This is a genomic window from Kribbella sp. NPDC055110, from assembly GCF_053607525.1.
In genome coordinates this window covers 23,707-50,198 of sequence record NZ_JBSGTS010000024.1, presented here as the reverse complement: position 1 = coordinate 50,198, position 26,492 = coordinate 23,707, and the positions used below count along the sequence as shown (strand labels likewise).

The 26,492-nt window shown below is 68.9% G+C and carries 25 protein-coding genes; 9 read left to right on the top strand and 16 right to left on the bottom strand.

Annotated features, from left to right (window positions below; genetic code table 11):
• Positions 1-101: 101 nt before the first annotated feature.
• The 6 genes from ACWF0M_RS29585 to ACWF0M_RS29560 all read right to left on the bottom strand — a co-directional run bounded on the left by ACWF0M_RS29585 (position 102) and on the right by ACWF0M_RS29560 (position 8,276).
• Positions 102-1,646, bottom strand: coding sequence for a PucR family transcriptional regulator (locus tag ACWF0M_RS29585; protein WP_452238996.1), 1,545 nt, complete (start codon positions 1,644-1,646; stop codon positions 102-104).
• Positions 1,643-2,713 (bottom strand): DUF917 domain-containing protein, encoded by a 1,071-nt coding sequence (locus ACWF0M_RS29580; RefSeq protein WP_452238995.1) that lies wholly within the window; start codon positions 2,711-2,713, stop codon positions 1,643-1,645. Before ACWF0M_RS29580 ends, ACWF0M_RS29585 begins: the two co-directional genes overlap by 4 nt.
• A 159-nt stretch (positions 2,714-2,872) precedes the next feature.
• Positions 2,873-3,982, bottom strand: a complete 1,110-nt coding sequence (locus tag ACWF0M_RS29575) for a DUF917 domain-containing protein (protein ID WP_452238994.1) — start codon at positions 3,980-3,982, stop codon at positions 2,873-2,875.
• 76 nt (positions 3,983-4,058) lie between these two features.
• On the bottom strand, positions 4,059-5,126 hold the full coding sequence (locus ACWF0M_RS29570; protein WP_452238993.1) for a DUF917 domain-containing protein: 1,068 nt from the start codon (positions 5,124-5,126) through the stop codon (positions 4,059-4,061).
• A gap of 109 nt (positions 5,127-5,235) precedes the next feature.
• Positions 5,236-6,795 carry a hydantoinase/oxoprolinase N-terminal domain-containing protein gene (locus tag ACWF0M_RS29565; RefSeq protein ID WP_452238992.1) on the bottom strand — a complete coding sequence of 520 codons (1,560 nt, stop codon included), beginning with the start codon at positions 6,793-6,795 and terminating at the stop codon, positions 5,236-5,238.
• Positions 6,796-6,929: 134 nt separating this feature from the next.
• Positions 6,930-8,276, bottom strand: a complete 1,347-nt coding sequence (locus ACWF0M_RS29560) for a purine-cytosine permease family protein (RefSeq protein ID WP_452238991.1) — start codon at positions 8,274-8,276, stop codon at positions 6,930-6,932.
• 123 nt (positions 8,277-8,399) lie between these two features.
• Between ACWF0M_RS29560 and ACWF0M_RS29555 the strand changes: the two genes are divergently transcribed.
• Entirely contained in the window at positions 8,400-8,837 is a 438-nt protein-coding gene (locus ACWF0M_RS29555; protein ID WP_452238990.1) for a hypothetical protein, read from the top strand.
• 49 nt (positions 8,838-8,886) lie between these two features.
• Positions 8,887-9,498 (top strand): DUF305 domain-containing protein, encoded by a 612-nt coding sequence (locus ACWF0M_RS29550; protein WP_452238989.1) that lies wholly within the window; start codon positions 8,887-8,889, stop codon positions 9,496-9,498.
• A 60-nt stretch (positions 9,499-9,558) separates the two neighbouring features.
• Here ACWF0M_RS29550 and ACWF0M_RS29545 read toward each other — a convergent pair whose 3' ends face one another.
• A complete protein-coding gene (locus ACWF0M_RS29545) occupies positions 9,559-9,858 on the bottom strand; it encodes a DUF2218 domain-containing protein (protein ID WP_452238988.1) in 300 nt (99 codons plus the stop codon).
• 65 nt (positions 9,859-9,923) lie between these two features.
• Between ACWF0M_RS29545 and ACWF0M_RS29540 the strand changes: the two genes are divergently transcribed.
• Positions 9,924-10,466, top strand: a complete 543-nt coding sequence (locus tag ACWF0M_RS29540) for a TetR/AcrR family transcriptional regulator (protein ID WP_452238987.1) — start codon at positions 9,924-9,926, stop codon at positions 10,464-10,466.
• On the opposite strand, the gene ACWF0M_RS29535 is transcribed toward ACWF0M_RS29540, so the two are convergent.
• The 5 genes from ACWF0M_RS29535 to ACWF0M_RS29515 form a co-directional block, all read right to left on the bottom strand.
• Positions 10,443-12,629, bottom strand: coding sequence for a heavy metal translocating P-type ATPase (locus tag ACWF0M_RS29535; protein WP_452238986.1), 2,187 nt, complete (start codon positions 12,627-12,629; stop codon positions 10,443-10,445). The two genes, ACWF0M_RS29540 and ACWF0M_RS29535, sit on opposite strands and share 24 nt — an antisense overlap.
• 44 nt (positions 12,630-12,673) lie before the next feature.
• Positions 12,674-14,254 (bottom strand): ABC-F family ATP-binding cassette domain-containing protein, encoded by a 1,581-nt coding sequence (locus ACWF0M_RS29530; protein WP_452238985.1) that lies wholly within the window; start codon positions 14,252-14,254, stop codon positions 12,674-12,676.
• A gap of 149 nt (positions 14,255-14,403) precedes the next feature.
• A complete protein-coding gene (locus tag ACWF0M_RS29525) occupies positions 14,404-14,613 on the bottom strand; it encodes a DUF6343 family protein (RefSeq protein ID WP_452238984.1) in 210 nt (69 codons plus the stop codon).
• Between the two features lie 59 nt (positions 14,614-14,672).
• A complete protein-coding gene (locus ACWF0M_RS29520; RefSeq protein WP_410784776.1) occupies positions 14,673-15,344 on the bottom strand; it encodes a FadR/GntR family transcriptional regulator in 672 nt (223 codons plus the stop codon).
• 112 nt (positions 15,345-15,456) lie between these two features.
• A complete protein-coding gene (locus tag ACWF0M_RS29515) occupies positions 15,457-16,494 on the bottom strand; it encodes a response regulator transcription factor (protein ID WP_452238983.1) in 1,038 nt (345 codons plus the stop codon).
• Between the two features lie 71 nt (positions 16,495-16,565).
• Between ACWF0M_RS29515 and ACWF0M_RS29510 the strand changes: the two genes are divergently transcribed.
• The 5 genes from ACWF0M_RS29510 (at position 16,566) to ACWF0M_RS29490 (ending at position 22,570) form a co-directional block, all read left to right on the top strand.
• Positions 16,566-16,877 carry a hypothetical protein gene (locus tag ACWF0M_RS29510; RefSeq protein WP_452238982.1) on the top strand — a complete coding sequence of 104 codons (312 nt, stop codon included), beginning with the start codon at positions 16,566-16,568 and terminating at the stop codon, positions 16,875-16,877.
• 154 nt (positions 16,878-17,031) lie between these two features.
• Positions 17,032-17,439 carry a DUF3052 domain-containing protein gene (locus ACWF0M_RS29505; RefSeq protein ID WP_452238981.1) on the top strand — a complete coding sequence of 136 codons (408 nt, stop codon included), beginning with the start codon at positions 17,032-17,034 and terminating at the stop codon, positions 17,437-17,439.
• Between the two features lie 429 nt (positions 17,440-17,868).
• Positions 17,869-21,660, top strand: a complete 3,792-nt coding sequence (locus ACWF0M_RS29500; protein WP_452238980.1) for a multifunctional oxoglutarate decarboxylase/oxoglutarate dehydrogenase thiamine pyrophosphate-binding subunit/dihydrolipoyllysine-residue succinyltransferase subunit — start codon at positions 17,869-17,871, stop codon at positions 21,658-21,660.
• A gap of 1 nt (position 21,661) precedes the next feature.
• Positions 21,662-21,838, top strand: coding sequence for a DUF6104 family protein (locus ACWF0M_RS29495; RefSeq protein ID WP_165546322.1), 177 nt, complete (start codon positions 21,662-21,664; stop codon positions 21,836-21,838).
• A gap of 9 nt (positions 21,839-21,847) precedes the next feature.
• Positions 21,848-22,570 (top strand): AAA family ATPase, encoded by a 723-nt coding sequence (locus ACWF0M_RS29490; RefSeq protein ID WP_452238979.1) that lies wholly within the window; start codon positions 21,848-21,850, stop codon positions 22,568-22,570.
• 79 nt (positions 22,571-22,649) lie between these two features.
• On the opposite strand, the gene ACWF0M_RS29485 is transcribed toward ACWF0M_RS29490, so the two are convergent.
• Positions 22,650-23,000: an ArsR/SmtB family transcription factor gene (locus ACWF0M_RS29485; RefSeq protein WP_452238978.1), complete on the bottom strand. Its 351-nt coding sequence runs from the start codon at positions 22,998-23,000 to the stop codon at positions 22,650-22,652.
• Positions 23,001-23,114: 114 nt separating this feature from the next.
• On the opposite strand from ACWF0M_RS29485, the gene ACWF0M_RS29480 reads away from it, so the two are divergent.
• Positions 23,115-24,350: a sodium:proton exchanger gene (locus ACWF0M_RS29480; protein ID WP_452238977.1), complete on the top strand. Its 1,236-nt coding sequence runs from the start codon at positions 23,115-23,117 to the stop codon at positions 24,348-24,350.
• Here the strand turns inward: ACWF0M_RS29480 and ACWF0M_RS29475 are convergent.
• From ACWF0M_RS29475 to ACWF0M_RS29465, 3 genes are all read right to left on the bottom strand, one after another.
• Positions 24,347-24,643 (bottom strand): WhiB family transcriptional regulator, encoded by a 297-nt coding sequence (locus ACWF0M_RS29475; RefSeq protein WP_410784786.1) that lies wholly within the window; start codon positions 24,641-24,643, stop codon positions 24,347-24,349. The genes ACWF0M_RS29480 and ACWF0M_RS29475 overlap by 4 nt on opposite strands.
• A 132-nt stretch (positions 24,644-24,775) precedes the next feature.
• Positions 24,776-25,279, bottom strand: a complete 504-nt coding sequence (locus ACWF0M_RS29470; RefSeq protein ID WP_452238976.1) for an N-acetyltransferase family protein — start codon at positions 25,277-25,279, stop codon at positions 24,776-24,778.
• A complete protein-coding gene (locus ACWF0M_RS29465; RefSeq protein WP_452238975.1) occupies positions 25,280-26,248 on the bottom strand; it encodes a zinc-binding dehydrogenase in 969 nt (322 codons plus the stop codon).
• Positions 26,249-26,492 lie beyond the last annotated feature (244 nt).

Sequence of the window (26,492 nt, the reverse complement as noted above, 5' to 3'; positions counted from 1 at the left end):
GCAGGCGGACCGCCCGCAACCTCTCCCCCGCGCGGGACGGTCCTACTCCGTAGGAGATGTGCGCGCGGGCGGCCCGCAGCTCTCCCCGCGCGTGGGGAGTTCTATTCCGTGGGGGATGTGCGGGAGGCGAGGTGTAGGGCTAGGCGTTCGTCTGGGTTGGTGAGGTCTACGCCTAACAGGTGCTGGATCTTGGTGATGCGGGCTGCGGCGGTGTTGCGGTGAATGCCTAGTACTGCGGCTGTTTCGGCCAGGGACGACTCGGTGTCCAGGTAGACGGCCAGCGTGGTGACCAGGTCGCCGGGCTGGTCCTTGATGGGAGCCAGCAGCGCCTGAGCAGCGGGCTGGAACGTGTCAGTCCGGGTCCACGCCAGCAGGAGCTGTGCCAGCCCGAGACGGTCCACGTGGAGAAAGCGCCCCGTCTCAGCTCGCCCGCGTGCCAGACCGGCCGCGTCACCCGCTTCGGCCAGTGTCGTAGCGATTCCACTCGGACCCGCCTGCACCCGCCCAACGCCGACGTACGCATCCACCGTCTGCACCAGTCGCCGTTGCACGCGGCGGATCGCGGCGGCCTGTTCCTGCACCTCAGGCGCGGTCGGTTCGCGTACGGCGGTGATCCACGCGGACCAGCCATCGCCCTGCTCCACCACGACCGCCCGCAACCCCTCCGCGTCGAACGCCTCCACCACATCGGTCCGCCGACCAGCAACGTCCACTTGCCCCTCTGCACCGATCCGGATGCCCGTGTGCCAACCGTCGAGCTGCCATCCCAGGTCCACTGCGCGCCGCCGCGTGGCCTCGGACGGCTCACCGTGTAGGAGTTCACCGAGCAACGACGTACGTTGACGGGCGTCCCGCTCCAACTCCAACCGTCGCAACGCCAGCCGCTCCCCCACTGCCGGTGCCACGACGCTGAGCACATCAGGCACGGCGGCAACCTCAGCCGGCACCACACCGGGCAGTCGCGCCACCAACCAGCACACTGGGCCGACTCCGACCACAGCAACCGCGATCAGCACCGCACCACTCGGCAGATCAACCCGGTACGGCGCCGCCCACGCCACCGGCACACGCGGCAGCGCAGCCACCAACGCCGTACGCTCACCAGCCTCCAACGGCGCCCCGGCCAGCGTGCCGCCGTCCGCCCCGGCCAACGTGACAGGGCGTTCCAGTACGTCGGACGTTGTCCGCAGTACCGAGGTGAGGTCACCTCCCGCGCGCCGCAACGCTGCGACCGCCCGCAGCACCAGGTCTGACCGGACTACCTCTGGCTCGGCTGTCACGCGTCGCACGTACTCATGTGCCGCCAGCGGATCCGAGCAACCCAGCACCGGCAGCTGCAACCGCTCCGCCAGCAGCTGAGCGCCACGCCCCAACGGCTCCACACCAGCGAGCAGCAACGCACCTGCGCCCGCGGCCGACGCTCTACTGATCAGAGCATCGATCCGCCAGTCGGTGTGGTCATCCGCCAGCAGTACGACGAGCAACTGCCCGTTGAGCGACTCCGGGTGAGCAGAGACCTCCAGCAACACCCGGGACCCGGTCAGCCGAGGCCCCGAACCAGCAGCGGGCGTGGCGGCGAGCACGACCACGTCGCTCCAGCCGGGTGAGCTGAGCATCGCGGCCAGCGTCGGCACCAGGTCCCTCATGACGCTTCCAGGAGTTGCGGAGCGCACGCCAGCCCGAAGGCTTCTGGGCCTACGTGGGTGATGCGGTCGGCCCGCCGCCACCAGGTAGGCCCGGGTAGCGCCACGATCACCACCTCGTCACCGGTACGGATGGCGTCCACGGCGATCGGCTGGAGGGTGCGGCGGTCCAGGACGCACAGGAGGTCCGGTGTGGTGACTACAGGCGTGCCGTCGACCAGTGCGAGCAGGTACTCGTTCTCGGTCTCGATGCGGATCACCGCGCGGCTGCCGGCGTCAACAACGCAGACACTTCCGCGACCGAACGCAGCCCCGCCGTCGCCGATGACATGCCGGGCGACCTCCTCGACACGGCCGCTGCCCAGCAACCGTCCGCCCAGACCCTCGGCGACAACAGCCGGTGTGGCGCCCGGTTCGAGCGCGGCGTGGGCTCGGCCGAGTGCCAGCGCTCGAGTCAGGCTGCCCTGCACCGCGTCCGCCGCCGCGGCCTCCACCGGAGTAGGCGCCAATGCCAGCACCGCCCACCCGCCGGTGTGCGCGACGAAGCTGCGCACTGCTCGTTCAAGACCCGCGGCGTCGACGTTGTCCACAACGATCACCTGACCGCTCGGCTCACTCAGCGCACAAGGTGTCAGCGAGCGACCGGCCACCGCCCACGAGAACTGGTCGAGCCGCGGCAGCGCCCGTCCCATCAGGTCCGCGTCGACCACCGGGAGGCCCAGGTCCAGCGCAGCGATCAGCGGTGTCAGCCCGTTGAGCCCACCCGCCTCCAGCGACATCAGCCCGGTGACCTCAGTACCAGTCCACCGGCTGACCGCCCGCACCGCCGCCTCGAACTCACCACCACCGGGCAGCTTCTCCATCAGCACACTGGTCGCTCCGACCACGCCGATCGGACTCACCGACACACCAGGCACGTCCGCGGCGTCCCGCAGTACCAACTCGCCCGCACCGAGCCGTCGACGCAGCATCCGGCCGAACGCACCCGTGTCACCGCCGCCACCGGAGCCGAGCAACGTGACCCCGACGACGAGCGCCTCCAGGTCGTGCTCCCGGATGACTGTCGTCATGCGCCGATCCTGCCACTGGCGGACCTGCAGCACTCACCAACGCGCCAAATCACCCACGGGCTGAGCGTGCCGGACCGGTGAACCACGCACTTAGTGAGTGGCGGGCGTCCGGGTGGAACCTCAGCCCGCCGTGGAGGGGTCAGCGCGGCGGGCCGAGGGTCATGAGGCGAGCGCCTCGGTACGGCGCTCGACGGGGCTGAACTCGACGTCCAGCCCGAAGCAGGACGGACCGAACACCGCCAGCGCCTCAGGTGTCCGCATCAGGTCCGGCGTGGAGATGCCCACCACGGTCACGCGCTGGCCGTAGCGCAGGCCTTCCGTGGTGATCGGCTCCGCGGTGTCCGCCTCCAGTACGCAGATCAGATCCGGCACGGTGCACACCACCTCACCGTCGACCTCCGCGACCAGGTTCTCGTTCTGGAAGCGCAACTCGAGCTGCGACGTCCCGTCGTACCCGGTGAAGCGGCCCCGCCCACGCGCGAAGCCCTCGAGGGTACGACGTTCCACGTCGACGACCTTCCCGCGGAACAGCACCCGCAGGTGGTTGTACAGCGTCGGCGCCAGCGCAGCACGGAGAGCCTCGATCGGATCCTCGTGCGCCGCCCGCGCCTCCCGGACCGCGCGCCCGATCGACAACCCGAGCGACAGCGTCCGCGGTACGGCGGTCCGCTTCACGTCGGCGCCGGTCATCGAGTACTCCGCGATGTGCGCGACCCCGCCGAGCCGGATGGTGATCCCGCGCGCCAGCCACTCCATCTGCTTGTTGTCCGCGCCGGTGTCGATCACCACGGTCTCGTCGTGTTCCCCGGCGATCGCCATCGGTGACCCCGGTACGCCGTACACCGAGAACGTCTCCATCTGCAGTTCGGGGAACGCGCGCCCCATCCCGTCCGCGTCGACGACGGGCAGCCCGGTCCGCGCGGCGACGAGGAGCGGGATCATCGAGTTGATGCCGCCGCACTCGATCGGCATCGTCGCGTCGGCGTGCCGGCCGAGGTGCTTCTCGAGCGCGCGCAGGGCCCCGACCGGTTCACTGCCGCGCGGGATCTTCTCCACGATCACGGTCGGGGCGCCCATCTGCGCGGTCGGGATGACGAACGCGTCGTCGTCCAGCTCGTCCGGATCGAGAACCGTGATCGGGCCGTGCTCGCGGATCGCCTGCTCGACGAGCAGCCGCCCGATCAGCGGATCACCGCCACCACCGGTCCCGAGGATCGCCGCCCCGCGGGCGAGATCCTTCAGATGCTCGAGACCGAGCTGCCAACTCATGTCCGTCCTCGCTTCGCTCCGGGCGGACATGAGGCACGAATCGCACTGTGCTTTCTGATGCCCTCGCTCCGCTCGGTCATGCCAGTGCCCGGATCGGGTCGAGGTCGTAGCCGAAGTACCGCGGGCCGACCAGATCGATACCTTCCGGAGAATGCCAGCGTTCGTCGGCCGGTGCGGCGAGCACGCTCACCCGGTGGCCGTAGCGCAGCGCCTCGGTCGTGATCGGCTCGCCCGACTCGGTATCGAGCACGATGATCAGGTCCGGTGTCGTCACCACCGCCGTACCGTCGAGCTCCGCGACCAGGTGCTCGTTCTGGAACCGCAGCACCAGCAGCCGGCCGTGTGACGCATCCAGCCCGTCGATCGCCGCGTCACCACGCGCGAAGCCGGTCGTCGTGCGGCGTTGCACGTCGACGACCTTGCCCACGTGCAGCAGTCGCCCGCCCAACTCGTCCACGACCGCCGCGACCGGATCGGTGTGCGCACGCTGGGCCTGCTCGATCGCCCGGCCGATCGTGACGCATTTGCTGAGGGTGCCGGCGACGAACGAGCCGCGGACGTCCGCGCCGGTCATCGCGTACAGCGAGACGATCGCCGAGCAGCCCATGTCGACGGTCGCCGACCGGGCCAGCCGTTCGGCCCATTCGTTGCTGACCGTGTCGAAGATGCCGCGATTGCCCTTCTCGTCGACGATCGACATCGGCGTCGCCTCGATCCCCGCGAGCGTCGGCAGCACCATCTGTAGTTCGGGGAACGCGCGGCCCATGCCATCGCCGTCTACCAGCGGCAGCCCGAGTTGCGCGGCGGCGATCACCGGGACGGTCGAGTTGACCCCGCCGGCCTCGATACAGGCGAGGTGGGTCGGCGTCTTCCCGACGTACTTCGCCAGCGTCTGCACCGCGACCGAGATCTGGTCCGCGGACGGCAGCTTCTCCACCATCACCGTTGGCGCGCCCATCATCGCCACCGGCAGTACGCACGCGTCGTCCGGAAGGTCGCCGACAGCAACGATCTCGACCGGGCCGTGTTCGCGCAACGCCTGCTCGGCCAGCAGCCGCCCGATGTGCGGATCACCCCCACCCCCGGTGCCCAGCACGGCAGCACCGCGAGCGAGGGGCCCCAGATCTTCAGCACGCAGCTTCATCGCAACCACTCCACCCCGGACGCCCAGGCCATCACCATTGCGTGATCCGCCGCCCGTCCCGCGTGACCGGTCGCTTGCGGCGCAGTTGTGATGGCGTGGCGGTCCGTGCTCATGACGCAGCCCCCAGCCGCAGGTCGCCGACCGCCTTGCAGCGGATCCGGGTTGCGTTGCCGGGGAGGTACGGGATCGGGACCTCGTCGAAGTCCACGATCCGCACGGCGGCGGGGTCGGCGCCGGCCGCGATCGCGCGGTCGACGGCTTCCTGCCGCGCCTCGTCCACCACCGCGTCCCGGCGGCCCGGGTCGATCGCGTACACCCGGTCGACCTCGCCGCCGACCTGCGCGATCGCGGCACCGATCGCGTTCGCGACCGCGAAGTGGTCCGGCCGATGCACGGCGAGACTCCCGGGAAGATCGTCCGGCAGCAGGATCGACCCACCGCCGACGGCCACCACCGGCAACGGGTCGGGCGACGTACGCATCCGCTCCACTGCGTCCGCGATATCAGCAGCCACTCGCGCCAGAGCCGCCTTCACCAGCGTCGGATCCAGGTCCGCGACCGCGTCCGCGTCTCCCACAACAGCCCGGCCGGCCGCGACCGCGATGTCCGTCGCCGTCAGGGTCTTACCGCCGAAGACCAGCGCCTCCTCGGTCAGGCGGTACCCCACCGACCGCGGGCCGACGGTCACGAGATCGTTGTCCGAGGCCACCAAGCTGCCGCCACCGATCCCGATGCTCAGTACGTCGGGCATCCGGAAGTTGGTCCGTACTCCAGCCACATCGACCTCGGTCGTCGCCTCCCGCGGGAAGCCGTGGGTGAGTACGCCGACATCGCTCGTCGTACCGCCGACGTCGACGACCGCGCACGTGTCGAGACCGGACAGCAGTGCCGCGCCGCGCATCGAGTTGGTCGGGCCGGACGCGAACGTGGCGACCGGGTACCGGCGGGCGAAGTCGACGTCCATCAGGGTGCCGTCGTTCTGGCTCAGGTACAGCGGCGCCGCGATGCCGTGACCCGCGACAGCGCCGGCCAGTCCATCGACGATCGAAGCGGCCAGCTCGCGGAGCGCGGCGTTGATGATGGTCGCGTTCTCCCGCTCCAGCAGGCCGATCCTGCCGATCTCGTGCGACATCGAGATCGCCACGTCATCGCCGAGCTCGGACCGCAGGATCTCGGCCGCACGCAGCTCGAACTCGTTGCTCACCGGCGAGAACACCGACGAGATCGCCACCGACCGTACGCCGTGCTTCATCATGTCGCCGGCGTGCCGCCGCAGCTCGTCCGGGTCGAGCTCGGCGATGTGGCGGCCGTCGAACTCGTGACCGCCGTGCGCCAGGTAACTGCGGCCGCTGATCGCCTCGACCAGTCGTTCCGGCCAATCGACCAGCGGGGGCAGCGACGCGGTGGCGGGCAGTCCGAGCCGCAGCGCCGCAGTCGGTGCCAGGCGCCGGGCCTCGATCAGCGCGTTGATGAAGTGCGTGGTGCCGATCATCACGGCCTGTACCTGCGCCGGGTCGAAGGATCGCTCCGCCTGCAGCCGGTCGAGGGTGTCGATGATGCCGGCCGTCACGTCCGCACTGGTCGCCGACTTGTTCGCCGCCAGCACGGTCGTGCCGTCCAGCAGCACGGCGTCGGTGTTCGTACCACCGACATCGATGCCGATACGCATTCCGTTCCTCCCGTTTCGTTCACTTCCAGCCAACCACGCCGCCGGCCGGCCTTTTCCGACTTTGTGCACCAGGTCCGCGTCAGGTCGTCGCTTCGGCACGGATCCGGTGCACAAAGTGCGTGCCGCGTGGGCGGCTAGCTCGTGGCGGGTATAGCGGTTGCCGGGGCGGGTTGGCTGTCCATCGTGCGGCTGGTTCCGAAGCCTCGGATGAGGCCGAGCTTGCCTGCCACGACGTACGCGAGGAAGCCGACGAGGAGCGAGTTGATGCTCGGCAGGCCCCACGCGACGTACTTGCCGATCAGCGCGGCGCCGATCCAGATCACGATCGTGGCCGGTACCCAGGTCGGCGCGGTCGCGGGCAGCGAGCCGCTCGCGCGGGACGCCTCGAGCTCCGGGCGCCAGCGCTTCACCACGAAGTACTCCGCGACCATGATCCCGGCGATCGGCGGGAAAGCGACGCCGAGCACGATCAGGAAGTCGGTGAACTTGTCCAGGATCCCGCCGGCCGCGAGCACGCTGCCGAGGACGCCGACGACGAGCGTGACAGCCGCCCGGTTGACGTGCCGGCCGAAGACGGTGCCGATGAAGTTCACCACGCCGAGACCGGAGCTGTAGAGGTTCCAGTCGTTGATCTTGATCGTGCCGAGGATGATCACCAGCGTGCCGACCCAGCCGACCGATGACGTGACGATGGTGACCACGTTCGCCGAGCCGATCGCGTGTGCCAGCAGTACGCCGACCAGACCGATCACGTACTCGCCGAGGGTGATGCCGAGTACGGTCTGCTTGACCACGTCGCCGACTGTCCGGTTGTAGCGGGTCATGTCCGGCGTGATCACCGCGCCGACAATGAACCCACCGGCGACCAGCGTCGTACCCTCCAGCAAGGTCAGATGCGGACCGGCCGGTGCGGCGTTGACCAACGAACCGAGGCTGTGGTCGGACAGCTCGCTGATGATCGACCAGCCCACCAGAACAAGGAAAGCCGGCACGGTCACGTAGGCGACCCAGGCCATCGAGTGGAAGCCGCGCAGGACGACAAGCGTCACGGCGAGGCCGAAGACGAGCGACCAGCCCCAGGTCGGCAGGACGCCGATCAGTTGGCTCAGCCCGGCCGCGGACACCGCCGACTGGATGCCGAACCAGCCGATCAGGCTGATCCCGATCGCCAAGCCGATCAGCGACGAACCCGCCTGGCCGAACCCGGTCCAGCGCGCGATCACCGAGGTCTGCAGGCCCTCGCGGACGCCGATGACGCCGATCAGGATCGCCACGAGTTCGAGGATCACCGCGCCGAGCGTCAGCGCCCAGAACGCGGTCCAGAAACTCATCCCGAACCCGAGCGTCGCACCGAGCAGGAACTGGCTGAGCGCCGAGATCTGCCCGAAGCGCTGGGTCGCGACCGACCACCAGGAGTACCGCGCGTGATCAGGGACCCTGGCGAGCGCGTAGTCGTCCGCACCAACAGATGTACCGGCCATGGAAACCTCCAGCCCTGGGGATTTCACTGAACGTACGTCGGTCGTCGGCGAGCCTCACCGTGGAATCTGCACACCCGGTGGGTGCTGACTGTGCAACCGGCCCAGCTCGCTACTCTTGTCGCGATGACCGGTCGCATGCTGCGGTTGCTCGGCGTACTCACAGTAGTCGCCGGCGTTTTCGCCATGCACGGGCTGACCTCGCACCACGACACCACGATGGCGATGCCTGAGCCGGTGATGACGCACACCGAGCCGGCCACACCCCACGCCACCTCGCCGATGCGCGCAGCCGATCCGGCCGCGCCCCACGTCCCCCCGGCGATGCGCGTAGCTGATCCGGCTGCGCCCCAGGTCGCTCCGGCTGACGCGGAGCATGACATGGGCGGGGCGTGTATGGCGGTGCTGACCGGGCTCGTGTTGTTGCTCGCGTTGGCGCTGGGTCTGCGGAGCCTGCTGGTCTGGCGGGCGGTTTCGCTGCCCGCCGCGAGTGCACGGTTCGTGCTGGGTGAGCGGTCGCCGCCGCCTCGGTCGGTGCGGTCGTTGGGTGTACTGCGCTTATAGGCCGACGTGCGCCTGTTTCGCCGTACCAACCATCGACAGAGGAAATGTGATGACGCACGTCTACCGTACGACCGCGGCTTCGGCCGCTCTGCTCGCCGCTGTGTTCGGCGTCGCCGGCTGTGGCGACTCCGACGCCGGCACGATGCCGGGGATGAGCCACGGCAGCCCGAGTACGCCGGTATCGGCCGCAGCTGTTTTCAACGACGCGGATGTGGCGTTCGCGACGCAGATGATCCCGCATCACCAGCAGGCCGTGACGATGGCGGACCTGGCGTTGCGGAAGGCAACGACCGCGGAGGTGAAGAACCTCGCGACCGCGATCAAGGCCGCGCAGGCGCCGGAGATCGAGCAACTCTCCGGGTGGCTGACCGGCTGGGGCAAGCCGGTGCCCACACCGAACGAGCACAGCGGTCACACCATGACCGGGATGATGAGCCCGCAGGAGATGGACGACCTGAACAAGGCGACCGGCAGCATGTTCGACCGCATGTGGGTCGAGATGATGATCAAGCACCACCAGGGTGCGGTCGCCATGGCCAAGACCGAACAGACCAGCGGTAAGGACGCCGCCTCGGTCGCCTTGGCGAAGAAGATCCAGACCGCTCAAACCACCGAGATCGCCACGATGCAAAGGCTCCTCGGCAGGCTGCCGACCGCCTGACCAGTCCCGTTCTCCGGAAAGAAACAGTCACCCAGCGACAAATTCTTTCCGGAGAGCGGGCTAGGGCGCCGGACTCCAGGTGACCTGCAACCCGTCGCGTCGCGCGATCTGCTCGACCCGGTGCGCCACCCGGGCGCTCTGCTGCTCGAGCTCGGACGCGTCCGCCGCCTCGAGCCGCAGGACCAGCTCCTCGGGCGTCGCGCGCACCGACCAGGTCGCCGTACCGAGGTCGACGACCAGCTCCTCGGCGGACGTGGACAGGACCTTCAACCCACCTGGGCCGTGCGCCATGTGGCTCGTCAACTGGGCGAGATACCGATCCGCGCGCGCCGTATCGAGCCGTGCTTCGAGAGCCGCCACGGCATCCTCCTTTTTCGATACACTGTGTCTCGATCATAGGCAGACTGTCCGGGTAGAATCCAGCCATGCCGAAGTTGTGGAACGACAGCATCGCCACCCACCGCCAGGCGGTCCGGGAAGCGATCCTCGATGCCACCGCTGCCCTGGTCGCCGAACGCGGCCTGACCGGCATCACCATGGCCGAGGTCGCGCAGCGCGCCGGCGTCGGGCGGGCGACGCTCTACAAGTACTTCGCCGACGTCGACTCGACCCTCGCCGCCTGGCACCAGCGTCAGGTCGCCAACCATCTCCAACAGCTGCACGAGATCTGGGAGCGGACCGGCCGGATCGACGACGTACTGGAGGCGTATGCCTTCATCTGTTACGAGCACCCAGCGTCCGAGGCGGTTGGCCTGCATCGGTCGGAGCAGGTCGGTCATGCCCGCGAGCATCTGGTGGAGTTCATCGCGGAGCGGTTGGGTGACGTGCGCGTCGACGTACCGCCGAGGGAGTTGGCGACGTACTGCGTGCACGCTCTCCAAGCAGCAGGCGCCGTACCGTCGAAAGCGGCGGTACGGCGCCTGGTGCAGGTCACGTTGGACGGATTACGCGGCCAACCGGGTGGGTGAGAGGTCGAGACGGCGAAGCAGTTGGGCGTTGAGGGCGACGACGATCGTGGAGATCGACATCAGGAGCGCGCCGACGGCGGGTGAGACGACCACGCCGGCGAACGCGAGGACTCCGGCCGCGAGCGGGACGGTGATCACGTTGTAGCCGGTCGCCCAGACGAGGTTCTGCCACATCTTGCGGTAGCTCGCCTTCGACAGGTCGATGACCGAGAGGACGGCGCGCGGGTCGTCGGCGGCGAGGACGACGCCGGCGGACTCGATCGCGACGTCGGTGCCGGCGCCGATCGCGATGCCGACCTCGGCCCGAGCCAGCGCCGGGGCGTCGTTCACCCCGTCACCGACCATCGCGACCTTCAGCCCGCGAGCCTGCAGCTCCGCGACCTTCGCGTCCTTGTCCTGCGGCAGCACCTCGGCGAACACCTCGTCGATCCCGAGCTCCTTCGCCACCGCATCGGCGACCTGATGCGCGTCGCCGGTGATCATCGCGACCTTCACCCCGCGTCTGTGCAGAGCGGCGACCGCCTGCCGGGACTCTTCGCGGACCTCGTCCTCGAGCGCGATCGCACCCAGCACCTGCCCGTCCCGAACCACATGCAGCACCGCGGCCCCGCGAGCCTTCCACCCGTCAACCTCCGCCGTCAGCTGATCCGGCTCAATCAACCCGCTCTCCCGCAGGTACGCCGGCCCGCCGACCGCAACCTCAGCCCCCTCAACCACTGCCTGCACACCCCGCCCAGTCAGCGACCGGAACTCAGATGCCACCAGCCGACCGTTGCTCCCAGCAACTCCAGCCGAGGCCCGCTGGTGCGCAACTCCGGACCGCCCTCCGCCGGCAGCAGCACCCTCCTGCACACCGCCGTCTGAGGCACGACCGACGCGCGGGCCGACTTGGGAGTCGGCCACCCGCACGATTGCCTTCGCCAGCGGGTGCTCACTGTCCGCCTCGACCGCCGCGGCCAGCTCCAGCAACTCGTCGTGCGACAACTCGCCGACAGTCGCGACCCCAGTGACGGCCGGCTCGCCCTTGGTCAACGTGCCGGTCTTGTCGAACAGGACCGCGTCGATCGTCCGCATCCGCTCCAGCGCCAACCGGTTCTTCACGAGTACGCCGGCCTTGGCCGCGCGCTCCGTGGAGATCGCGATCACCAGCGGGATGGCCAGCCCGAGGGCATGCGGGCAGGCGATCACCAGGACGGTCACGGTCCGCGTCACGGCCTCGTCGAGCTTGCCCAGCAACGCCCAGACCACGAACGTGATCAGACCGGCGATCGATGCGAAGTAGAAGAGGAACGCGGCGGCGCGATCCGCCAGCGCCTGCGCGCGGGATGACGAGGCCTGCGCCTCGGCCACCAACCGCTGGATGCCGGCCAGTGCCGTGTCGTCTCCCACAGCGGTGATCTCGACGCGCAGAGCGTTGTCAGTGGCAACAGTTCCCGCGACGACCGCGTCGCCGACGGCGCGCGACACCGGCCGCGACTCGCCGGTGATCATCGACTCGTCGACCTCGGCCTGTCCCTCGACGACCGTGCCATCCGCCGGTACACGTCCACCGGAACGCACCAGCACGACGTCGCCGGCCTGCAACTCGTGGAGCGACACCTCGACGACCCCGTCGTCGGTCACCTTCTCGGCCGTGTCCGGAAGCAGCGCGGCCAATGCGTCGAGCGCACCGGATGCCGCGCCAAGCGCCCGCATCTCCAGCCAGTGCCCGAGCAGCATGATCACGATCAGCAGCGCGAGCTCCCACCAGAAGTCCAGGTTGAACCCGCCCAGCTTCAACGTCGTCACCCACGAGGCGACGAACGCGACAGTGATCGCCATCGAGATCAGCAGCATCATCCCGGGACGCCGCGACTTCAGTTCGCTCCAGCCACCGGTCAGGAACGGCTGCCCGCCGTACACGAAGATGACGGTACCGAGCACCGGCGCGATCAGCCCCGCCCCGGGGAAGTCCGGCCGCATGTACCCGAGCAGGTCCGCGAACATCTCGCTGAAGAACACCACCGGCACCGCCAGCGCCAGGCTGATCCAGAACCGGTCCTTGAACTGCGCCGCATGATCCCCGTGCCCACCATGCCCACCGTGACCGCCATGCCCACCATGCTCACCATGGCCACCGTGGTCCGCGTGACCACCGTGTTCGTGCTCCTCGTGCTCGCTCATACCCGAGAAGTTACCCCCAGGGGGTATAGGAATTCAAGGTGTGCCTACAGCGGATCGATGTCGGTCAGCGTCTCCGGCGTCAGCTCCACCCATCGGGTGATGCCGATGTCGCGCAGGAACGGTACGTCGTGACTGGCGATCACAAGCGCTCCGTTGTACGACGCCAGCGCGTCCTTCAGCTGCGCCACACTGGCGAGGTCGAGGTTGTTCGTCGGCTCGTCCAGCATCAGCAACTGCGGCGGCGGTTCCGCGAGCAGCAGCGCCGCCAACGTCGCCCGGAAACGTTCGCCGCCCGACAACGTACTGACGAACTGATCCGCCGCCCGCCCCCGGAACAGGAACCTGGCCAGCCGCGCCCGCCGCTCCTGGTTCTCCGTACCCGGAGCCAGCAACGCGAGGTTGTCCACGATCGACAGGTCGTCCCGCAGCAGATCCAGCCGCTGCGGCAGGTACCGGAACGGCACAGCCGGCAACTCCCCCGCCACGATCGACTGCAGCAGCGTGGTCTTCCCGGCACCGTTCGGCCCGGTCAACGCGATCCGCTCCGGACCACGAATCTCCAGGTCGACGTGCGCCCCGGTCCGCAGTACGTGATCCTCCAGCCGCAGCACGACGCGCCCAGCCGGTACGGCGGTCTTCGGCAGGTCGACCCGGATCGCGTCGTCGTCGTGAACCTTCTCCTCCGCGTCCGCGAGCGCCTCCTGCGCCGAGTCGAGCCGCTCGGACTGCATCCCGAGATGCTTACCCGCCGACACCTGCGCGGACCGTTTCAGCCCGCCCGCGACGATCTTCGGGATCCCGCCCTGCTCGAAGGCGCGCTGCCCCCGGGCCCGGCGCTGATCCATCTTCATCCGCGCCTCGACCAGATCCTTCTTCTGCTTCCGTACGTCGGCCTCGGCCGCCCGCAGCATCCGCTCCGCGGCCTCCTGCTCGATCGCGACCGCCTCCTCGTACGCGGACAGGTTCCCGCCGTACCAGGTGACCTCGCCCTTGCGCAGGTCCCCGATCTGGTCGACGCGATCCAGCAGCTCCCGGTCGTGGCTGACGATCACCATCGCGCCACGGAACTGGTCCACGGCGTCGTACAGATGCCGCCGCGCCCGCAGGTCGAGGTTGTTGGTCGGCTCGTCGAGCAGCAGTACGTCGGGACGCCGCAGCAACTCGGCCGCGAGCCCGAGCAGGATCGTCTCGCCGCCCGACAACTCGCCGACGCTGCGGTCGAGGCCGATCGCGCCCAGCCCGAGCTTGCCGAGCAGCGCCTCGGCGCGTTCGTCGACGTCCCACTCGTCGCCGACGATCCCGAAGTTCTGCTCCGAGGCGTCACCGGACTCGATCGCGGTGATCGCCCGCCGGACGGCCTCGATGCCGAGCGCCTGGTCGACGCGCAGCGCGGTGTCGAGGGTCAGGTCCTGTGGCAGGTACCCGAGCTCGCCGCTGACCCGGATCGCCCCGCGCTGCGGGGTGAGCCGGCCGGCGATCAGCCGGAGCAGCGTCGACTTGCCGGTGCCGTTGCGGCCGACCAGGCCGGAACGCACCGGACCGGCGACGAACGTCAGGCCGTCGAACAGCACCTCGCCGTCGGGCCAGGCGAAGAAGAGGTCGGTACAGGACAGGGAAATGCTCATGAGTGTCGACTCCAGCTGAGGTCTCGAACGAGACCGCACACCAGAACGGTGGCGATCAATCGGTTACGGAGATGACCTCAGTTCGACAACTCGAACCCCTGCCCTCGGGAATGTGACACCGCCCAGCGTACGGATCCTGGTTGGGTTGATCAACCGCTTTCCGAACGCTTGCGCCGGGCAACGACCACCAGATCGACGAGCGCCACCACGGCAAGCACCCCGAACGCGACCACCCATCCGCGCGGCAGGTCGAGCACCGCCGACAACACCGCAGCCGCAATCCACAGCACCAGCCCGAAACACGCCAGCACAATGCGCAAGGTCAACGCACTACGAGGTGGAGGCGGTTCGAAAGCCATACCACCGGACTACTCCAGCACACCCGTCGACACCAGACCTCGAACTACCTGGCGAAGGTTCAGGAGGCCTTGCGGAGCCAGGTTTCGACGCCGGCTATGTGGGCGGTCATCCAGGCGCGGGCCGCCTCGGCGTCGCGGATCTCGATGGCGTCCAGGATCGCGGCGTGCTCGGCGAGGGTGCGTTCGACCGCGCCGGCCTGGGTGACGCCGCGCCAGATCCGGGCCCGCTGGGTCGCGCCGGAGATCCCGTCGAGCAGCGAGCACACCACCTGGTTCCCGGTCGCCTCGGCGATCCCGCGATGAAAGCGCAGGTCGTTCGCGACCAGCTCCTCCACCGAAGCGTCCGGCGCCAGATCGCTCGTCAGCAAGCGCAGTTCTTTCACCTGTTCGGCGCTGATCCGGGTCGCGGCCAGCGCCGCCACACCGGGCTCGAGCAGGCGCCGTACCTCGAAGAACTGCAGCACCGAGTCGTCCCTGTGCAGGTCGACCATGAAGTTCAGCGCGTCCAGCAGATGCGCCGAGTCGAGGCTGGTCACGTACGTGCCGTCGCCGTGCCGCACATCCAGCACGTTGACGAGCGTGAGCGCCTTCACTGCCTCCCGCAGCGAGTTCCGCGACAACCCCAGCCGCGCGGCGAGATCCGCCTCCTTCGGCAACCGGTCTCCCGGCCCGAGCTCCCCCGAGGTGATCATCCCCTTGATCTTGACGATCGCCTCATCCGTCAACGCCATCCGATCAGTATGCCGCCACCCGAGCCCAAGGACAGGAGGTAGTAGTCGACTGCCGAGCCCCTCCCGCCTGCGCCGGCCCGATTTCACCCACCTTCTCCTGTCCTTAGGTACATCACCCCGTCCCGGCGACCCGTGCGAGGAGGGTGGGGCGGGTGGGCGCGCCGGTCTTGGCGAGGATCGCCTTGACGTGGTCGTTGACGGTGTGTTCGGACAGGACCAGACGCTGGGCGAGGTGGCGGGAGTCGGCGCCGGTGGCCAGTTCGGCGAGGATCTCGCGTTCGCGAGGTGTCAGGGCGTGCGCGAGGGCGAAGACTTCCAGCCGTTCGGCGGGGGTCGACTCCTCGATGGTGACCGCGATGTCGGAGTCGGGCGCGGTGCGGGCGGCGCGGAGGGTGACCCAACGGCCGGCACCGAGGTGGACACGTGACCACGGCGACCCGACCGGTACGCCGTACTCGGCAGCAACGAGCGCTGCCGCCAGGTTGTACGCCGCCGCCGGGATCGCCTGTTCGACCACGGCGGGATCGTCCGGCGGGTTCAACCGATGCAGCGCCTCGCGAGCCGCGGGCGTGCCGACCTGGACCTGCAGATCCGCGCCGAGAACAAGAACGGCCGGTCCGCCAGACGTGGGCGGGAGCGGGGTGGTGAAGGTTCGTGCCTGAGCGCTTCGGAGAGCAGTGGTCAGGGGCGGTACGACGGACGCGATCAGGTCACGTTCGGTCGACGTGAACGGTGAACTGCTGGTGCGCCAGAGGTCCAGCCAGGCCCAGCAGCCGAAGCGGTCCGCGAAGACCGCAGTCAACACGTCGACGTCATCCGTACGACGCCATACAGAAGGTTCATCACCCGCCAGAAGATGGCGATGGGCTGCGGCGGCCGACAGCGCGCGCACGACGCGACCGGACGCGAGCAGGTCGGTCCAGCGCGTGCCCTCACTCAGGTAGCGCGCTCGGATCAGCCCTGGCAGCTCGGCCCAGGCCAGACCCGGGATGTTCGCGAGCGGCGAGGTGCCGATCCGGGTGACCGGGTCGGTGAGGGTCCAGACGTGGGCGTCGAACGGCACCGCACGCCGCAGCTCGGTCAGCGCCCGCTCGCGCAGCACCTTCGCGTCGAGCGTGCCGGAACACAGTCGCTCCACCCGATCCCGCACACCGTGAGCGTACGAAAGATCCCCAGGATCGGGGATGGGACAGCACCACCCGGCCGGAGCACGCTGATCGCATGATCACACTGCACATCGAGAACACCATCGCCGACTACGACGCGTGGAAGGCGGCCTTCGACCGCTACGACCGCGCCCGCCGCGACCACCACGTGCTCGCGTACCGCATCAGCCGTCCCGTCGACGACCCCGCCAAGGTCCACATCGACCTCGACTTCGCCACCCGCGAGGACGCCGCCGCCTTCGTCCAGATCCTCGAGAAGATCTGGCAGACCCCCCTCTCCGCCGCCGTCTCCAGCACCCACGCCGTCCCGGAGCTCCGCACCCTCGACGAGCACCAGGTTGCCGACCGCACGCCAGGCGTGGCGTGATTCGCCCTCGCTTCGCCGCAGGTAGTCGGTTGGGGAGGATCCCTTCCCATTTCGGGCAGTAGATCCTCCCCAACTCGCTCGCATCGGGTTGGAGCGGATCAGCCCGCGATGTGAGGCGTCGAGGGGTTGGTTGATGACGCACTAGCATCTGGACATGAGCACTCCCGGGTACTCGGGCAAGCCGCTGGCTGCCAAGCTCGGGATCAAGGCGGAGCACCTGGTCCTGCTCGACAACGCCCCGGCCGGGTTCGTCATCGAAGGACTTCCATCGGGTACGTCGATCGCGCGCCGAGCCGGGCGTACGCCGTACGACGTCGTGCTGATGTTCTGCCCCGATCGGGCCCGCCTGACGAGGCGCCTGCCGGTCCTGCTCGAGAAGACCGCGACCGCCGGCATGATCTGGACTGCCTGGCCGAAGCGGGCGTCCGGGGTGGCGACCGACCTCGACGAGAACGGGATCCGCGAGCTGGCGCTGCCGCTCGGGGTCGTCGACGTCAAGGTGTGTGCGATCGACGCGACCTGGTCCGGCCTGAAGCTGGTTCGGAGGCTGTCGAGCCGATGAAGGCCAATCATGCCCAGGTGGACTGATTTCGAGCGTGACGTTGGCCACATTTCTGCGCGATGGTGATCGTCACGGGTGGCGAGTGGACAACTGCATACAGTGGGCAACCACGCTCAGGGCGCCGCCCGGACCAGCCACCGGGGACCGCCGAAATGCCACCTCTGCAAGGCGTCCCGGAGCTATGACCGTTGCTCACCGCGCCGGCGAGCACCGAGCAGACGCCATGTGGCCTGAAACACCTTTGTGGGCAGTGTTTCAGGCCTCGGCGGATCCGGTCGCCAGGGCCCGACCACTCGACACACTGGTCCGGTGGTCCCGAGCTGTGGAAGTGGTCCCGCTGCTATTAGCCTTTGCTTGGGACACCACCCATAACATCAGCATTAACGAACCGCGGTACCGGACCCGAAATCGGAAGAGGCGAACTGCCAAGTGGCCACCGAGCCATCAGACACCAATCCCCTAGCAGCCTTCGGTGCGAACGAATGGCTGGTCGACGAGCTGTACGAGAAGTACCAGCAGGACCCGAATTCGGTGGATCCGGCGTGGCTCGACTTCTTCAAGACCTACAACCCCGATGGCGCTGCGAAGCCGGTGACGACTCCCCCGGCCGACGCACCAAGGCCCGACGCGGTGTCCGACAACAAGACGCCTGAGGCGCCGAGCCGCGGCAGTACGCCGACCGCGCCCGCCTCGAGCGCACCCGCCGCGGCCATTCAGGCCACGACGGCCCCTGCACAGGCCGCCGTACCTCAGAACCAGCCTGCAGCGAAGCAAGCGCCGACGTCCGGCGCCCCAACCGGAGGCACGGTGAACCAGCCGCCCAAGGTCCAGCCCAAGCCCGCCCCCGCGACCAGCGGGGAGTCCGAGCGGCTGATTCTGCGCGGTGCCCCGGCGCGGACCGCGCAGAACATGGAGACCAGCCTCACTGTCCCCACCGCGACCAGCGTGCGCCAGGTGCCGGTCAAGCTGCTGATCGACAACCGGATCGTCATCAACAACCACCTCAAGCGCGCCCGCGGCGGCAAGGTGTCGTTCACCCACCTGATCGGCTGGGCGCTGGTCAAGGCGCTGAAGACGCTGCCGGACATGAACGCGTCGTACGACGAGACCGACGGCAAGCCGACCCTGGTCAACCCGGCGCACATCAACCTCGGCCTGGCCATCGACATGAAGAAGCCGGACGGCACCCGGCAGCTGCTGGTGCCGTCGATCAAGGCGACCGAGACGATGACGTTCGCCGACTTCTGGATGGCCTACGAGGACATCGTCCGCCGGGCCCGGGACAACAAGCTGGCGCTGCCGGACTTCCAGGGCACCACGATCAGCCTGACCAACCCCGGCACGATCGGCACCCAGCACTCGGTGCCGCGGCTGATGAGCGGCCAGGGCTGCATCATCGGCGTCGGCGCGATGGAGTACCCGTCGGAGTACCAGGGCGCGGCCGAGGAGACGATGGCCAAGCTCGCGGTCAGCAAGGTGATGACGCTGACCTCGACGTACGACCACCGGATCATCCAGGGCGCCCAGTCGGGTGAGTTCCTGCGCCGGATCCACCAGCTGCTGCTCGGCGGCGAGGGCTTCTACGACGAGATCTTCCAGTCGCTGCGGATCCCGTACGAGCCGATCCGCTGGGCCGCCGACCTCCCGCACAGCCACGAGGAGGACATCAGCAAGCAGGCCCGGATCCTCGAGCTGATCCACGCGTTCCGGGTGCGCGGCCACATCATGGCCGACACCGACCCGCTGGAGTACAAGCAGCGCAGCCACCCGGACCTCGACGTCGCCACCCACGGCCTGACGCTGTGGGACCTGGACCGCGAGTTCGCCACCGGATCGTTCGGCGGCAACGACCGGCGGTTCATGAAGCTCCGCGAGATCCTCGGCATCCTGCGCGACTCGTACTGCCGGACCACCGGTATCGAGTACATGCACATCCAGGACCCCGAGCAGCGCAAGTGGATCCAGGAGCGGGTCGAGCGCCCGCACACCAAGCCGCCCCGCGAGGAACAGCTGCGGATCCTGGCCAAGCTGAACGAGGCCGAGGCGTTCGAGACCTTCCTGCAGACCAAGTACGTCGGTCAGCGCCGCTTCTCGCTGGAGGGCGCGGAGACCACCATCCCGCTGCTCGACGAGCTCTGCGAGGAGGCGGCCGGCGCCGGCCTGGACGAGGTCGCGATCGGGATGGCGCACCGCGGCCGGCTGAACGTGCTCGCGAACATCGTCGGCAAGTCGTACGGCCAGATCTTCCGCGAGTTCGAGGGCAACATCGACCCGCGGACCGTGCAGGGCTCCGGTGACGTCAAGTACCACCTGGGCGCCGAGGGCGAGTTCGTCTCCGAGTTCGGCGACAAGATCAAGGTCTCGGTGGCGGCGAACCCGTCGCACCTGGAGACCGTCGACCCGGTGCTCGAGGGCATCGTCCGGGCCAAGCAGGACCTCCTGAACCGCGGCGCCGCCTTCCCGGTGCTGCCGCTGCTGGTGCACGGCGACGCGGCCTTCGCCGGCCAGGGCGTGGTGGCGGAGACGCTGAACCTGTCCCAGCTGCGCGGTTACCGGACCGGCGGCACGATCCACGTGATCGTGAACAACCAGGTCGGCTTCACCACGTCACCGGCCTCGTCCCGCTCGTCGATGTACTCCTCCGACGTGGCCCGGATGGTGCAGGCGCCGATCTTCCACGTGAACGGCGACGACCCCGAGGCCTGCATCCGGGTCGCGGACCTGGCCTTCGAGTACCGGCAGGCGTTCAACAAGGACGTCGTCATCGACCTGGTCTGCTACCGCCGCCGCGGTCACAACGAGGGCGACGACCCGAGCTTCACCCAGCCGCTGATGTACGACCTGATCGAGCAGAAGCGCTCGGTCCGCAAGCTGTACACCGAGGCCCTGATCGGTCGTGGCGACATCACGATCGAAGAGGCCGAGCAGGCCATGCAGGACTTCCAGCAGCGGCTGGAGCGCGTGTTCGCCGAGGTCCGGGACGCGAAGAACGAGCCCGACACGCCACCGCCGTACGTGACCGCTCCGGAGTACCCGGACAAGCCGGACGGCCCGGACGCGACCGCGATCAGCCGCGAGACGCTGAAGAAGATCGCGGACGCGTACACCACGCTGCCCGGCGGCTTCACCGTGCACCCGAAGGTGCAGCCGCAGCTGCAGCGCCGGGCGCACGCGATCACCGAGGGCCCGCTCGACTGGGCCAGCGCGGAGATCACCGCCTTCGGCTCGCTGCTGCTCGACGGGCGCCCGGTCCGGCTCGCCGGTCAGGACAGCCGCCGCGGCACGTTCGTCCAGCGGTTCGCCGCCGTCATCGACCGGGTCAACGGGCAGGACCACGTCCCGCTGCAGCACCTGGACGCGAACCAGGCCAACTTCCACGTCTACGACTCCCTGCTGAGCGAGTACGCCGCGCTCGGCTTCGAGTACGGGTACTCCGTGGCGCGGCCGGAGGCACTGGTGCTGTGGGAGGCGCAGTTCGGCGACTTCGTGAACGGCGCCCAGTCGGTCATCGACGAGTACATCTCGTCCGGTGAGGCGAAGTGGGGCCAGAAGTCCGGCGTCGTGCTGCTGCTGCCGCACGGCTACGAGGGCCAGGGCCCGGACCACACCTCGGCCCGGATCGAGCGGTTCCTGGCGCTGTGCGCGGAGGACGCGATGACCGTCGCGCAGCCGTCGACCCCGGCGTCGTACTTCCACCTGCTCCGCCGGCACACGCTCGGCGAGGAGCACGTCCCGATGATCGTCTTCACGCCGAAGCAGCTGCTGCGGCGCAAGGAGGCGGTGTCGCAGCCGGAGGAGCTGACCCACGGCACCTTCAAGCCGGTGATCGGCGACACCGAGGCCGAGGCGAACGCGGCGGGAGTCGAGCGGGTGATCCTGGCGTCCGGCCGGATCGTGTACGACCTGCTCGCGGAGCGGAAGAAGGTCGAGGCGGACAAGATCAGCACCGCGATCCTCCGGGTCGAGCAGCTCTACCCGCTGCCGCACGAGGAGGTCGTCGCCGAGCTGGCCAAGTACCCGAACGCGACCGAGATCCGCTGGGTGCAGGACGAGCCGGCGAACCAGGGTCCGTGGCCGTTCATGGCGCTGAACCTGACCGAGCACCTGGGCGGGAAGCCGTTCTACCGGGTGTCCCGGCCGGCGATGTCCGCCCCGGCGGTCGGCTCGCACGGTGTGCACGGCACCGAGCAGGCGACGCTGCTGAAGCAGGCGTTCAGCTGACGTGTACTTCACCGACCGCGGGATCGAGGAGCTCGAGAAGCGGCGTGGCGAGGAGGATGTCACGCTCGCTTTCGTGGCCGAACGGCTACGCGAGTTCGTCGACCTGAACCCCGAGTTCGAGACGCCCATCGAGCGCTTCGCCACCTGGCTCGCTCGGTTGGACGACGAGGACGATTAGTCTGAGCGAATGCCCTTCGCCTCGCATCCGGTACGCCGGGTTGCCGCGGCGGAGGGCATTCGCGCGTCCGGACGCTGGCCCCACACGATTCCCGCCGTACACCAACTGCTGACGGACGGATTGGACCTCGATCCGGGCGTCACGTTCCTGGTCGGGGAGAACGGCGCCGGCAAGTCCACGCTCGTCGAGGCGATCGCCGTCGCCTTCGGCCTGTCCCCCGAAGGCGGCTCCACCGGCGCCCGGCTGACCACGCGGGCGACCGAGTCGTCACTGGCCGACGACCTGCAACTGACCCGCGGCGTCGGCTCCAAGCGCGCCGGGTTCTTCCTCCGCGCCGAGACCATGCACGGCTTCTACACGTACCTGGAGCAGAATCCGAGCCCCTTCCGCGAGGACCCGGTCTTCCACGAGCTGAGCCACGGCGAGAGCTTCCTCAGCCTCATCAACGACCGCTTCACCCGCGAGGGGTTCTACTGCCTCGACGAGCCCGAGTCCGCCCTCTCGTTCTCCAGCAGCCTCGCGGTGGTCGGCGTACTCAACAGTCTCGCCGAGACCGGCTCACAGGTCCTGTGCGCAACGCACTCCCCCGTGATCGCGGCTCTCCCCGGCGCGACGATCCTCGAGGTCGGCGAGTGGGGCATCCGCCGCACGACGTGGGAGGCCCTGGAACTCGTCCAGAACTGGAAGGCGTACCTGCAGGCACCCGAGCGGTACCTGCGCCACGTGTTGTGAACCTGCGCGCATACACAAGTGGCCCTAACCGGCTCGTTCCACCCGTTTGAGCGGGGTTCTGCATGCACGCAGATCCACCTCAGTCCGTGTGCGGCGGCGGGATGCGGCGGGGTGGGTCGGGGGCCAGGGTGCCGTCGGGGGCGATGTGTTCGAAGATCTGGTCGACGAGGTTGAGGACGTGGGGGTCGTCGACGGTGTAGATGTGGCGGCGGCCTTCGCGGCGGGCGGTGATGATCCCGGCCAGGCGGAGTTTGCCGAGGTGCTGACTCGCGGTGGCGATACTCACGCCGACCCGCTCCGCCAGGGTTCCGACGTCGTACTCCCCCTGGGCGGCCAGCGACACCAGGTGCAGCCGGACCGGGGCGGAGAGCATGGCGAAGGTGCCCGCGGCGGAATCGAGCTGTGCCTTCGTCGGTTCACGGTTGGTCATCGCGCAGTCATTGTGACCGGTCGACCGGTCTCCGGACAGCGCGCCGAGCCGTCGTGAGCACGGTCTCATACTTTCGCAATTGCGAAAGTATCAAAACGGTGGCAGGCTGGAACCATGTTCCGAGCACTCCGCCCCGTACTGCTGCTGTTCCTGGTGGCGATCCCCGCGGTCGCCCTCCGGGTCACCGGCACCCATCCCCCGGCGCTCGCGTCGATCCTGATCTTCGGCCTCGCCGTGGTCGCCGCATCGTTCGTGCTGGCCTGGGCCGCGGAAGCCGCGGAGATGGACATCTCGGGCGGTCTGGCGATCGCGCTGCTCGCGGTCATCGCCGTGCTGCCGGAGTACGCGGTGGACCTCTACTTCGCACACACCGCCGGCTCGAACCCGGCGTACGTGCAGTACGCCGCCGCCAACATGACCGGATCGAACCGGTTGCTGCTCGGCCTCGGCTGGTCCAGCGTCGTCCTGACCAGCCTGTACGTCGCTTCGCGGCGGAGCGGGCGCTCGGTGAAGGCGCTCGTACTCGAGACCGGGTACCGGCGGGAGCTGGGCTTCCTCGCGGTCGCCGGTGTGGTCGCGTTCGTGATCCCGGTGACCGGCGAGATCCACCTGCTGCTGGGGATCCTGCTGCTCGCGTTCTTCGCGTTCTACCTGTACCGGGCGGCGACGTCGGAGCACGACGACGAGCCGGACCTGATCGGGCCGGCGGCGACGATCGGCGCACTGCCCAAGCTGCAGCGCCGGATCACCGTGACCGCGATGTTCCTGGTCTCGGCCGGGGTGATCCTGGCGGCCGCGGAGCCGTTCGCGAACTCGCTCGTCGAAGGCGGTCAGACGCTGGGGATCGACCAGTTCCTGCTGGTCCAGTGGCTGGCGCCGCTGGCGTCCGAGGCGCCGGAGTTCATCGTGGCGCTCCTGTTCGCCTGGCGCGGCAAGGGCGCCGCGGCGCTGGGCCTGCTGATCTCCGCCAAGGTGAACCAGTGGACGCTGCTGATCGGGAGCCTGCCGATCGCGTACGGGATCGGCGGCGGCGGTGCCGCGCTGCACCTGGACGGGCGGCAGATCGAGGAGTTCCTGCTGACGGCCACGCAGACGCTGCTCGGCCTCGCGATCCTGCTGAGCCTGCGCTTCCCGCGGTGGGCGGCGTGGACGTTGCTGGGGCTGTTCGCGATCCAGTTCGCCGTACCTGGTCAGACCGGGCGCTACGTAATCAGCGCGATCTACCTGGTGCTCGCCGTCGGCGCGGCGATCCACAACCGCAAGCAGCTGGTGCCGACGATCACCGCCCCGTTCCGGCGTACCGAAGAGCTCGCCGACGCCGAGCGCGCCGACGAGGTCGTCAAGGTCTAGCTGGCCTGCTGCTCTTCGATGATCGGGCGGGTACGGCGTTCCTGCGGGCCGGGGCGGCCGCGGCGGCGGCCGGAGAGGAACTTCTCGCCCGCGGCGGTGCCGGTGAACTTCGTCCGGCGGGCCCACTCCCGGCATTCCTCGATCACCGGGCACGACGTCAGGCAGATGGCCTGGGCCTTGCGCTGCTCCCACGAGCTGGCCGTCTCGTCGTACGACGGCGCCTGACCGACACACGCGGCCTTCGCCATCCAGTTGTCGGCCGGGTCGACAATCACCGTCAAAGTGGGCCTCATGGGCTTCATCGCTCCTCATCGATCGGGCGGATCGTAGGAACAGAGTGACCCCGTCGCGTTGCCCCGGTGCGACGCCAATGTTTCAGCCATGAAACGTCATACCGGTTTGTTGTCACAAATGTGCCGCTGGCACTATCTCCGGACCAGCCGGATCTCCCAGAGGTCGAAGTACGGGTCGTGCTTGCGGACGCCGTCCGGCGCGAACCCGTGCCGGCCGTAGAACCCCCGCGCCCGCTCGTTTCCCTCGAACACCCAGAGGAACGCGGGCTGCTTGCCGACGGCAACGTCGAGCAGCCGGGTGCCCAGGCCGGTCTTCCAGAACGCCTGGCGGGTGTAGATCGCCTCCAGCTCGAACGGCACCGGCGCGTCCTCGTCGCGGCCGGGGCCGATCCCGGCGAACCCGGCCACCCGGTCCTGTACCGGCGCATCCGGGTCCGGGTTCAGCGCGATCCAGCGTCGCCGGCCCTCGCCCAGCGGCGTGGTCCAGCGTTCGATCCGGCGCTCGAGGTTCGACGTACGCTCCAAGAGCAGGTCGGCCGGCACGAGACCGGCGTACGCCTCCCGCCAGCAGAGCAGATGACACCAGGCCGCGGCCTCCGCGTCGTCGGGCGTAACCGGCCGGATCTCGGGTTGCACTCAAACAGTAAAGACGATCTTGCCGAAGACGTCGCCCGAGTTCATCTTCTCGAAGCCGGTGCGGGCCTCGGAGAGCGGGAGGACCGTGTCGATGTGCGGCGAGATCCCGGCGTTCGCCATGAACTGGACCAGCTCGGCGAGCTCGGTGCGGGTGCCCATCGTCGAGCCCTGCACCCGGAGCTGCAGGAAGAAGATCCGGTTCAGCTCGGCCGACTTCGGCGCCTGGCCGCTGGTCGCGCCGGAGATCACCAGCGTGCCGCCCTGCTTCAGCGACTTCAGCGAGTGCGACCACGTCGCCTGCCCGACCGTCTCCATCACCGCGTCGACCCGCTCCGGCATCCGCGCCCCGGACTCGAACGCGTCGTGCGCCCCGATCTCGAGCGCCTTGGCCCGCTTGCCCTCGTCCCGGCTGGTCGCCCACACCCGGATCCCGGCAGCCCGCGCCAGCGTGATCAACGCCGTCGCCACGCCACCACCCGCGCCCTGTACGAGGACCGTGTCACCCGGCTTCAGCCCCGACTGCGTGAACAACATCCGGTACGCCGTCAGCCACGCCGTCGGCAGGCACGCAGCCTGCTCGAAACTCATCCCGGCCGGCTTCGGTACGACGTTCCGCGCCGGTACGGCGACCTTCTCCGCCAACGTGCCCTGGTACCGCTCGCTCAGCAGCGACCGCTTCGGGTCCAGCGTCTCGTCGCCCTTCCACGCCGGGTCCGAGACCACCGCGTGCACGACGACCTCGTTCCCGTCCGGATCCACACCCGCCGCGTCACACCCGAGGATCATCGGCAGATTCTGCTCAGCCAGCCCGACCCCCTTCAACGACCACAGATCGTGATGGTTGAGCGCAGTCGCCCGTACGTCGATCGTCACCCACCCCTCGGGCACCGCCGGATCGGGCCGCTCCCCCACCTCCAGCGCAGCGATCGGATTGTCGGCATCGAACTTGGCGGCATAAGCAGCAAGCATGCGAACCACCCTAGGCGGTGGTCTGGCCAGAGTCAGTTACCGACCTCACCCACCTCGCACCGCAGTGGGGAAGCCGCCACCCCAATCCGGCGGACAAGACCCCCCAAACCAGTTCGGGGAGGATCACCCACCTGATCCAGGCAGGCGACGCTCCCCAAACCAGTTCGGGGAGGCTACCCCCCGTACCAGGCAGGCGACGCTCCCCAAACCAGTTCGGGGAGGCTGGCTGCCCGGATCAGGTGGG